Source organism: Evtepia sp., from assembly GCF_056797215.1.
Map to the genome: position 1 here is coordinate 21283 of NZ_JBQILM010000028.1, position 8785 is coordinate 30067.

Sequence of the window (8785 nt, forward strand, 5' to 3'; positions counted from 1 at the left end):
GTCAGCTCACATCCTTTCTGGCGAGGAACCACGCCGCCAAGGCCCCGCCTCCGGCAAAGAGGGCCAGGCACAGCAGGGTGGCCTTGGTCTCCTGCCAGGGCACCAGGGCGCTGAGCCCCAGCTCCGTAAACCAGCCGGAGAGGCTCAGCCAGGTGGCGGTGGGTTGGAGGTTTAGGAGGAAATAGCCCTGCCAGGCCTCCTCCTGGGCGGCAAGGGTTTGGAGGTAGGTGCCTCCCAGCAGCAGCAGGACCAGCAGCAAGGCGGCGGAATAGACGTTGGGGGTCAGGGCCCCGATGAGCCCCGCCAACAGGGCGCAGGCCCCGCAGAGGAGCGTCCCCAGGGCGACCGCTGCCGCCAGATAGCCCCCCACGGTGAAGTCCGCCCAGGGGAGGAAGGGCCGCCGCACCAGCATTTCAGTGATGTAGTTGAATTGGCTGGACACACTGGCCCCCCAGACACCCTGATAGTCCCAGAGGGTGAAGTAGGCGGCGAGGGTCACGGCACACAGCAGCAGGAACAGCGCCCCCGCCGCCAGGGCCCCGGCGGTGAGCTTCCCCAGCACCAAGCGCCGCCGTCCGGTGCGGGTGCTGTACACCATGAGGGTGGTGCGGTGCATCCCCTCATAGCCCAGGAGGAACAGGGTGCCGAGCATCCCCAAGATGGCCCCCTCTGCGGTCAGGGCCCGGAACAGGGTGCCGTAGAGGAATTGATGGGCGGCCTGGGTGGCGGGGCCGGCGTAGAGGTCCAGGGCCGCCTGGGTCTGGGCCAGATGGGCCTGGCGGGGGGCCAGCTTGGCGTATTTCTCCGCCATTTTCTCCTGGGCCCAGGGGGAATGCTGTAGGACCCCATTTTGATAGTACGCGCACAGCTTGTCTAGCTGGAAGGTCTCAAAGATGTTTTCCCCTGTCCTGGCGGCGTCCAGGACGGCGCTGCCATATTCACTGGGGGGCCGCTGTTCCAGGGCCTGGACAAAGGCCCCGTCCATCCGCTGCCCCAGGGTGGAGGCCAGGGCGCTGCCCTGGTTGAACCAGCCCCGGAGGCCGTCCGCCTGATACAGCAGCAGGCCGTTGAAGGCCAGGCACAGGGCCAGGAAGCCCCATAACACCGGCAGGCGCAGCAGCTTGCGCCATTCATGACACAGCAGCATCATAGGCTCCCCTCCTGGTAAATGGACAGGAAGGCGTCCTCCAACCCCGGCTCCACCGCCACGCCGCCCGGGGGCGGCTCCGGACAGTACAGCCGCTGCACCGCCCCCTGCTCCCCTTGCCGTTCGCTGAGGAGCCGTTGGCCTGGGGCCAGAGGGAGGCCCAGGGGCAGCTCAAAAATCTTCCCCTGGAATGTTTGGCACACCGCGGCGGGGCTGTCGCAGCAGAAGAGCCGGTGGTCCCGGAGCATGACAATCTGCCCGGCAATGGTCTCGATGTCCGAGACGATGTGGGTGGAGAGGATGACAATGCGCTCCCGGGCGAAGCTGTGGATCAGGTTCCGAAAGCGCACCCGCTCCCGGGGGTCCAGCCCGGCGGTGGGCTCGTCCAGGATAAGAAGGGCCGGGTCGGTGAGCATGGCCGCGGCGATGCCCACCCGTTGGAGCATCCCCCCGGAAAAGGTTTTCATGGGCTTGTCCATGGCCTCCGAGAGGCCCACCAGGGCCAAGAGCTCCTCCGCCCGGCGTGCCCCCTGGGCCTTGGGCAGGCATTGCAGGGCGGCGGTGTAGCCCAGGAAGCGCCGGGGGCTGTAGCTGGGGTAGTAGCCGAACTGCTGGGGCAGGTAGCCCAACAGGGCCCGGTAGTCCGCCCCCAGGGCGAAGATGTCCTCCCCCTCCCATAAAATCTGCCCCTGGGTGGGGAAGAGCAGGGTGGTGAGGAGCTTGATGAGGGTGGTCTTTCCCGCCCCGTTGGGGGCCAGGAGCCCGTAGACCCCAGGGGTGAAGGAGAGGGTGATGTCCTCTAGGGCGGTGAATGATCCAAAACGTTTCGTGACGTGTTCAACAGACAGTGCCATCAAGACGGCCTCCTTTTTGTGCTGCCGAGAGAGTCCGGCGCAGACGATATAGGAACAGCCCCAGGGCCCCGGCGGCGAAGAGGAAGCAGACCAGGGCGGGGGTACACAGAAGCAGCAGGGCTACCAGCTTAAACCGGGTCAGGACCACCCCCAGAAACAGCCACAGAGCCGGGAGGGCGAGGCTGTCCTGGCCTAGGAACAGGGTCAGGGCGGCGTAGAGGAACAGGCAGGCGTAGGAGGCCCCCAGCATCCAGAAGAAGGAGCCCTGCTCCCCCATGAGCTGCCAGAACAGGTAGTTCATGGGCAGGCACAGGACGGCGGCGGCCCCGCCGAACACCGCCGTGCGCAGGGATAGGAGCAGCTCCGGGGTGATGAGGCAGGTGCGTTTCCACTCCAAGGTGCCTTGGAGCCGTTCCTGCCAGGTGGTGAGGGCCTGAAGGGTGGCGTAGAGCAGGGGGGCGGTGAGGACCACCAGGGGGGCCAATCCCTCTGGCGGCAGGCCGTTGAAGGCGGCCAGGGGGTCACCGGGGGGGTAATACGCGGTACCGCTGTAGGCCAGATAGTTGGCGGCCAGGGCGGCGGGGAGCAGCCCTAGGAGGAAGAGCAGGCCTCCCAGGCGCAGGCTGTCCTGTACCCCGAAGAAGAGCACCTCCGGGGACAGCCGCCGCCACAGGGGCTGCCGGGGGGAGAGGCCTTGGGCGGCGATGCGCCGGATGGCGGCCTCCCGCTCCTGGGGGGAGGGGAGGGGGATGCGGTCATTCATGGGAAAACTCCTTTCTCAGCCGCCCCAGGAGGCGGTAGTATTGGCTCTTCACCGCGCTCTCCCCCAGGCCCAGGATGGCGGCGATTTCTGGAAAACTTTTCTCCCCGTAGAGGCGCAGGCGGAACACCGCTTGGAGCTGGGGGTCCTGCCGGGCCACATAGGCCTCCACCTGGGCTAAGAGCTGGCGGTCTTGGAGCTGTTCCAGGGCCCCCTCTGGGGCGGGGAGTTCCAGGCTGTCCAGGGGGACGGTGACCGGCTGGAAGCGGCGGCGGCGGTCGATGGACTTGTTGGTGGCGATGCGGTAGAGCCAGGTGCGGAACCCGGCCTTCCGCCGGTCGAAGCGGGGCAGGGCACGCAGGACTGCCAGGAAAATGTCCTGGGTGAGGTCCATGGCGTCCTCCTTGTGGCCGGTCTGGCGGTAGGCAAAGACATAGATCTCGTTGTAATAGGCACCGATGAGCGCTTCGGCGGATGCCTGGGCCTTGTCGCCGTGGCGCTGGATGTCCCGGACCCATTTGCTCTCTTGGTCCATGGCCTCACCCCCTTATGTTGATATATTCGTTATTTTGGGCGTATCGTTGCAGGAAAATGAAAAATTTTTATGGTTGAACGGCCAGGGCCGGGAACCTCTTGGGGTTCCCGGCCCTGGCCGTGTTATCAGCTTGTTTGGGGTCAGGCCTTTTCGGCCCCCGGCATTATGAACCGTCAGGGGTCGTTGAGAACGAAGCGTTCCAGGGCCAGGGCAACCGCGTCCTGGTCGCAGGAAACGGTGATGTGGTTGGCGGCGTCCTTGACCTCTGGGTCGGCGTTGGCGGGGGCCACGCCGATGCCGGCCAGTTGGAGCATGGAGATGTCGCTGGCCCGGTCCCCCATGGCAAGGACCTCCTGGGGGGAGAGCCCCAACAGCTCCAATAAGTAGCGCAGGGATTCCCCCTTGTCGATGCCCTGGGCAATCACTTCCAGGTCCCGGGGGAAGGGGTCGGCAAAGGCGATTCCCGGCAGGGGGGCAAGGCGTTGGTACAGGCGCTGCTTCTCCGCCACGCTGTCTGTGAGGAAAAACAGCTCCTCCACCGCTTCCCCATCCGCCAGGAGGAAGTCCTCCACGGTGCCGGGGAGGACCTTGCGGCTGTCCAGCACATAGCGGCGCATGGCGGGGTCGGCCTGGTAGCGCTGGCATAGGGCGTCCAGGTCCCCCTGGGAGAGGTAGCCCACCCCCGCCCGGAACACCTCCCGGATCATGGGGAAGTCCCGGCAGGCGTCCAGGACGGCCAGGGCGGCCTGGGCGGAGAGGTGGCGCTCTAGGAGGATGGTATTCCGGGCCAAGTCCCGGATGGTGGCCCCGTTGGAGGTCACGGTGTAGCGCAGCCCTGGCAGGTCCAGGACGCAGGGGGGCAGGCCCTGGAAGGGCCGGCCGGTGATGGGGACCATGAGAATGCCCCGTTCCTCCAAGGCGGCCAGGGCCGCCAGGTTCCGGGGGGAGATCAATTTCTCGCTGTTGAGCAGGGTGCCGTCCAGGTCCAGGGCGACCAGGCGAATGCGCGGCATGTCCAGCCCTCCTTTTTAGTCGTATTTGTTATGGCACAGGGGGGAAAAACAGCGTGCCGCAGGGGCTGCGGCACGGATTTCTCACTGTACCCCCCGGTAGTAGAGGCCGCGGGTAAACTGCTCTGGGGGTGGGTCCCCCTGTTGGTAGGCCCGCACCACGGCGGCGCACTGGCTGGCATCCTCCCGGAGGAAGTGCAGGCGGAGCCAATGGGCCCCCGCCGCGGCCAGGGCGTCCTGGCGGTCCGCCAGCCACAGGCACTTGCCGTTGAATAGCTCACTGCGGCCCCCCCAGGCTGGTTCCACGGGGAAGTCCGCCCCCTTCCGGTCCCGGAGGTCCAGGGCGTCTTGTCCCCCCTGGTTGCCTGGCAGGTCCTGCTGGGTAATCATCAGGGGGAGCTGCCCGTAAGCCAAAAGCTCAAATTCCAGGGGCTTTTCCAAATCCCGCAGCTGTTCCAAGCGCCCCTCAAAGCTCCCGGTGGCGGAGACGAAGCCCAGCCGGGCCAGCTCCCGGGCGGTGAAGCTGTTGAGCAGCCCTAAGTCGAAATCCCCCCGGGGGGCAAAGCCGAACTCTGCGGCCAGGGGGAGTTGGCCGATGTGGTGGAGCAGGGCGCAGTCCACTCCCGCCTTCTGGGCGGCGGTGAGCTCCCGGCGCAGCTGGGGCAGTTCCCGGTCCCAATAAACCCGGGGGAAGGACACGGCGAAGCGGGTGCCCGGATAGCGGGCGGCCCAATCCGCCAAGGCCTCCTGGTGGGCTTCCAGCGCCTGGCTGGGCAGATACACCAGCCCCGGCCCCAGGGCCAAGGTTTCCTCGGAGAGCTGCTCCCAGCGCCGGAAGGACAGGGATAGCTTGGGGGACTGGCCAGAGGGCACCCCCTTCCCAGGCAGGGTGAGGGGCAGGGTGCGCCGGGGGGGGACTGCCGTCCGGGCCTGGTCCATGGCCTCTAAGGCCTGGCGGCGCAGGGCGTTTACCGCCGACAGGGGCACAGATAGTCCCTCCTCCACCTGGGCCTGTACGGTGGTAGGGGTGTAGACGGTGCCGCCGGTTTTCCTCAACTGGGCTTCCAGTTGTTCCTGGGTCATGGCCCGGGTGCGAGCGGCTTCGGGGCAGTCCCCCAGGGCCACCACCTGATGGCCCTGCTCGTCCTTGGCCGCCACGGTCAAGGGCTGGTCCCGGCGCAGCTGGGCGAAAATGGACAGGGGCACCCGGCGCTGTTCCCGGGCATAGTCCTGGCGTGCCTGGGCAAAGAGGGCCTCCGGCTCCCGCTGCCCTTCCGGACGGGTGCCCAGCATGGCGGGGCCTACCTGGTCCTGATAGTATCCGTCGGTGAAGCCCCGGGAGAAGGCGGCCTCCAAGGCCTCCCGCTCTGCCGGGGTGGGGGCGCGGCGGCCCCGGAGGGCGGCGGCATACACCCCGGTGACCAGGGAGACATACTCCGGCCGCTTCATCCGCCCCTCAATCTTCACACAGGCCACCCCCATGTCCTCCAACTCCGCCAGGGCATCCACCAGGGCCAAGTCTTTCAGGGACAGGGGATGCCCCTTGCCGCCCCCAGGGGCCTGGTAGGGCAGGCGGCAGGGCTGGGCGCACAGCCCCCGGTTGCCGCTGCGGCCCCCCACCATGGCGGAGAGGGCGCATTGGCCGCTGTAGCACAGGCATAGGGCCCCGTGGGCGAACACCTCCAAGGCAATGGGGGAATGCCGGCAGAGGAATTTTAGGGCGTCCTTTGGCAGCTCCCGGGCCAGGACCACCCGTTCCAGCCCCAGGTCTGCGCAGGCCTGGATGCCAGAGAGGGTACACACGGTCATTTGGGTGGAGCCGTGGAGGGGCACGTCAGGGCAGCTCTCCCGGAGGAGCTTGGCCACCCCCAGGTCCTGGACCAGGATGGCGTCCACCCCGGCGGCGCTGGCCTGGGCCCCCAGGCGGGCGGCCTGGGGCAGCTCCCGGTCGGTGAGCAGGGTGTTCATGGTCAGGTAAACCTTCACCCCCCGGAGGTGGCAATAGGCCACCGCCTGGGGCAGCTCCTCCGGGGTGAAGTTTTTGGCATTTTGCCGGGCGTTGAGGGGGCCGCAGCCCAGGTATACTGCGTCCGCCCCGGCCTGGACGGCGGCGCGCAAGGCCTCTTGGGACCCAGCAGGGGCGAGTAGTTCCATCATTCAGTTTCACCCTTGCTGCTGGGTTTTGCCTTTTTGCGCCTGTCCCCCATCTCTTTGGAGAGCCGGGCGTTTTCGTCCAAAGCCTCTTTCAGTTGGGCGCGCAGGTTGTCGGTGACCTGGCGCTCCTTGCAGCAGCGGTCGGCCAGGTTCATCGCGGCCAGGACGGCCCCGTCGGCCAGGGAGAGGGTGGTGCCCTTCAGGGCTTCTTCCAGGGCCTTGTTCACCATCTCGGCGCAGGCCAGGATGTAAGCCTCGTCCTCGTCTGCTACGATGCGGTATTGTTGGTTGCGGATTACGACTGTAATGGGCGTTGCCATGTGGATTCCTCCTCAAATAGTTCAGGTCAACGGAATTTTGTAGATAGTATACCATAGTTTCGGTTTTTTGTCGATGGATTCCCCTGGGAGTAAAAAAATCCCACCCTTGACAACGGGGGGATTTTCGCTATCATGGAGGGGAGAGAGGAGGTGCTTAGATGGAATTCAGTTTCATGACCCATTACGACCAGCGCACCATGGCCACCCTGGCCCGGGTGCTGCGCAAGACGGTGCGCGCCAGCTACAACCGCCGGCTGCGGATGGTAGGCCTGTTTATCGTGGCCTTTGCCATCTTCCTGGCCCTGCCCACGGGGGGGCGGTTCTCGTCCCTGAGCCTGTTCACGACCCTTCTTCCGGCGGTGGTGATCCTGCTGGTGATGGCCTATGAGGACCGCATCAACGGTGGTTTTGCCCTCCGGCGCATCCCCCGGGAGAAGCGGCAGGTGCTCAGTGCTTTCAACGACCAGGGCTACCGCTTGGCCAACGGGTCAGGGGACACGGTGTGGCGCTATGACAACATCGCCCAGGTGGCGGAGACCCCCTTGTATTTTGTCTTTCTCTTTGACCACAGCCCCGCCCAGCTCTATGACAAGACCAGCCTGGAAGGGGGGACGGCGGAGGCGTTCCGGGGCTTTATCCGGGAACGCACGGGCCTAGAGGTTCAATACATAAAATAAGCCGCCCCTGGGCGGCGCTTTGACCGCAAAAAAGGAACGCGGCCCGGAAAACCGGGCCGCGTTTTGCGCGTGGGAAAGGGAGCTTACTTGGCCTCGTTCTGGCGCTTCTTCTCATCCAGGAAGAAGTAAGCCAGGCCGGCGCAAGCAACCAGGCCCAGGACCATCCAGAGACCGCTGTTGTCTCCGGTGGCCGGGACATCTGCCAGGGGGACGTCCTCCTCGGGAATGTCCACCAGGGGCACTTCGGGGTCAGGCACCTCTACCACAGGGGTGGCAGGGGCGCGGGGGACATCCGGCTCGGGAATCTCCACCAGGGGGGGCTGCTCGTCAGGGATTTCCACCAGGGGGGGCTCCTCATCAGGGATGTCCACGGGGGGTTCCTCGGGGATTTCCACCAGGGGAGGCTCCTCATCAGGGACGTCCACGGGGGGTTCCTCGGGAGTTTCCTCCACGGGGGGCTTCTCCTCAGGCTTCTCCTCGGGCTTCTCGGGGGGATCCACGGGAGGCTTCTCGGGGGGATCCACGGGATCCACGGGGGGCTTTTCGGGCACCTCAGGCACCTCGGGCACCTCAGGCACCTCAGGCTTCTCCGGAGCAGTGTAAGTGTTGACGAACTCGAGTACGCTAACTGGCTCATTCACCGGATCACCATTTTTATCAGTGACTTTCATAATGGTGGGGGTAAGGAGGCGAGTGATAACGTTATAGGTCATTCCACCAACATTTGCGGATATCTCATCGACAGAAACCTTGATGATAACCTCATACGTGGTAAGGTCGTATTCGATGTTCTCAACCTTATTGCTTTGATCCTCACTGACAGTGAACTTGAATTCAGTGCCATTCTTAGCAGCGTTGAACTTCTCAGAATAGTCCTTGAAATTATAAGTCCACTTGCCGTTTGCGGTGTTCTTCATTTCGATGATGTTGCCATCATCATCTTTCAGGTTGAAAGAGAATTCGTCCTTTTGGAGGCTTGTTGCCCCTTCTCGATCTTCGACGTTCTCAAGGGTCTTTGACAGATCCAGTTCAGGGGCATTCTCTGTCTCCTCGGAGTCTGTTGCACCAATGGTTAAGATACCGTTGTTGGCGATACCGCCGCCGTCCATTGCGGAGTAGTTGCCACTGATGAGAACACCGCCGCCAGTGGCAGCATTGGCGGCAGCCCATGCTGCCGCGATTGCCTTATCGCTGGCATTGGAAGTCAGGCCCAGGAGCTGGTCACCATGGATGGCTGCTGTGGGGTCTTTGACCTCTGTAAACTTGGCACCCGATGTGTCAGTATAAGAGTCAAAGTTAATCTTCCAGCCAGCCCAGTTGGCCATTTC

The 8785-nt window shown here is 64.8% G+C and carries 9 protein-coding genes; 1 reads left to right on the top strand and 8 read right to left on the bottom strand.

Going from position 1 to position 8785, the window contains the following annotated elements:
- Position 1: 1 nt before the first annotated feature.
- The 7 genes from ACTOZL_RS07610 to ACTOZL_RS07640 form a co-directional block, all read right to left on the bottom strand.
- Complete coding sequence (locus ACTOZL_RS07610) at positions 2-1150, bottom strand: ABC transporter permease subunit (RefSeq protein ID WP_482477669.1); 1149 nt, start codon at positions 1148-1150, stop codon at positions 2-4.
- Entirely contained in the window at positions 1147-2001 is an 855-nt protein-coding gene (locus ACTOZL_RS07615; RefSeq protein ID WP_482477670.1) for an ATP-binding cassette domain-containing protein, read from the bottom strand. Before ACTOZL_RS07615 ends, ACTOZL_RS07610 begins: the two co-directional genes overlap by 4 nt.
- Positions 1985-2764, bottom strand: a complete 780-nt coding sequence (locus tag ACTOZL_RS07620) for a hypothetical protein (protein ID WP_482477671.1) — start codon at positions 2762-2764, stop codon at positions 1985-1987. Before ACTOZL_RS07620 ends, ACTOZL_RS07615 begins: the two co-directional genes overlap by 17 nt.
- Positions 2757-3296 carry an RNA polymerase sigma factor gene (locus tag ACTOZL_RS07625; RefSeq protein ID WP_482477673.1) on the bottom strand — a complete coding sequence of 180 codons (540 nt, stop codon included), beginning with the start codon at positions 3294-3296 and terminating at the stop codon, positions 2757-2759. Before ACTOZL_RS07625 ends, ACTOZL_RS07620 begins: the two co-directional genes overlap by 8 nt.
- Before the next feature lie 173 nt (positions 3297-3469).
- Positions 3470-4309: a Cof-type HAD-IIB family hydrolase gene (locus ACTOZL_RS07630; RefSeq protein ID WP_482477675.1), complete on the bottom strand. Its 840-nt coding sequence runs from the start codon at positions 4307-4309 to the stop codon at positions 3470-3472.
- A gap of 81 nt (positions 4310-4390) precedes the next feature.
- Positions 4391-6463: a U32 family peptidase gene (locus tag ACTOZL_RS07635; protein WP_482477676.1), complete on the bottom strand. Its 2073-nt coding sequence runs from the start codon at positions 6461-6463 to the stop codon at positions 4391-4393.
- Positions 6460-6780 (bottom strand): cell division protein ZapA, encoded by a 321-nt coding sequence (locus ACTOZL_RS07640; protein WP_482477677.1) that lies wholly within the window; start codon positions 6778-6780, stop codon positions 6460-6462. Before ACTOZL_RS07640 ends, ACTOZL_RS07635 begins: the two co-directional genes overlap by 4 nt.
- A gap of 158 nt (positions 6781-6938) precedes the next feature.
- On the opposite strand from ACTOZL_RS07640, the gene ACTOZL_RS07645 reads away from it, so the two are divergent.
- Positions 6939-7457 (top strand): YcxB family protein, encoded by a 519-nt coding sequence (locus ACTOZL_RS07645; protein WP_482477678.1) that lies wholly within the window; start codon positions 6939-6941, stop codon positions 7455-7457.
- A gap of 83 nt (positions 7458-7540) precedes the next feature.
- Here ACTOZL_RS07645 and ACTOZL_RS07650 read toward each other — a convergent pair.
- A partial coding sequence (locus ACTOZL_RS07650; protein ID WP_482477679.1) for a Spy0128 family protein occupies positions 7541-8785 on the bottom strand: 1245 nt, incomplete at its 5' end.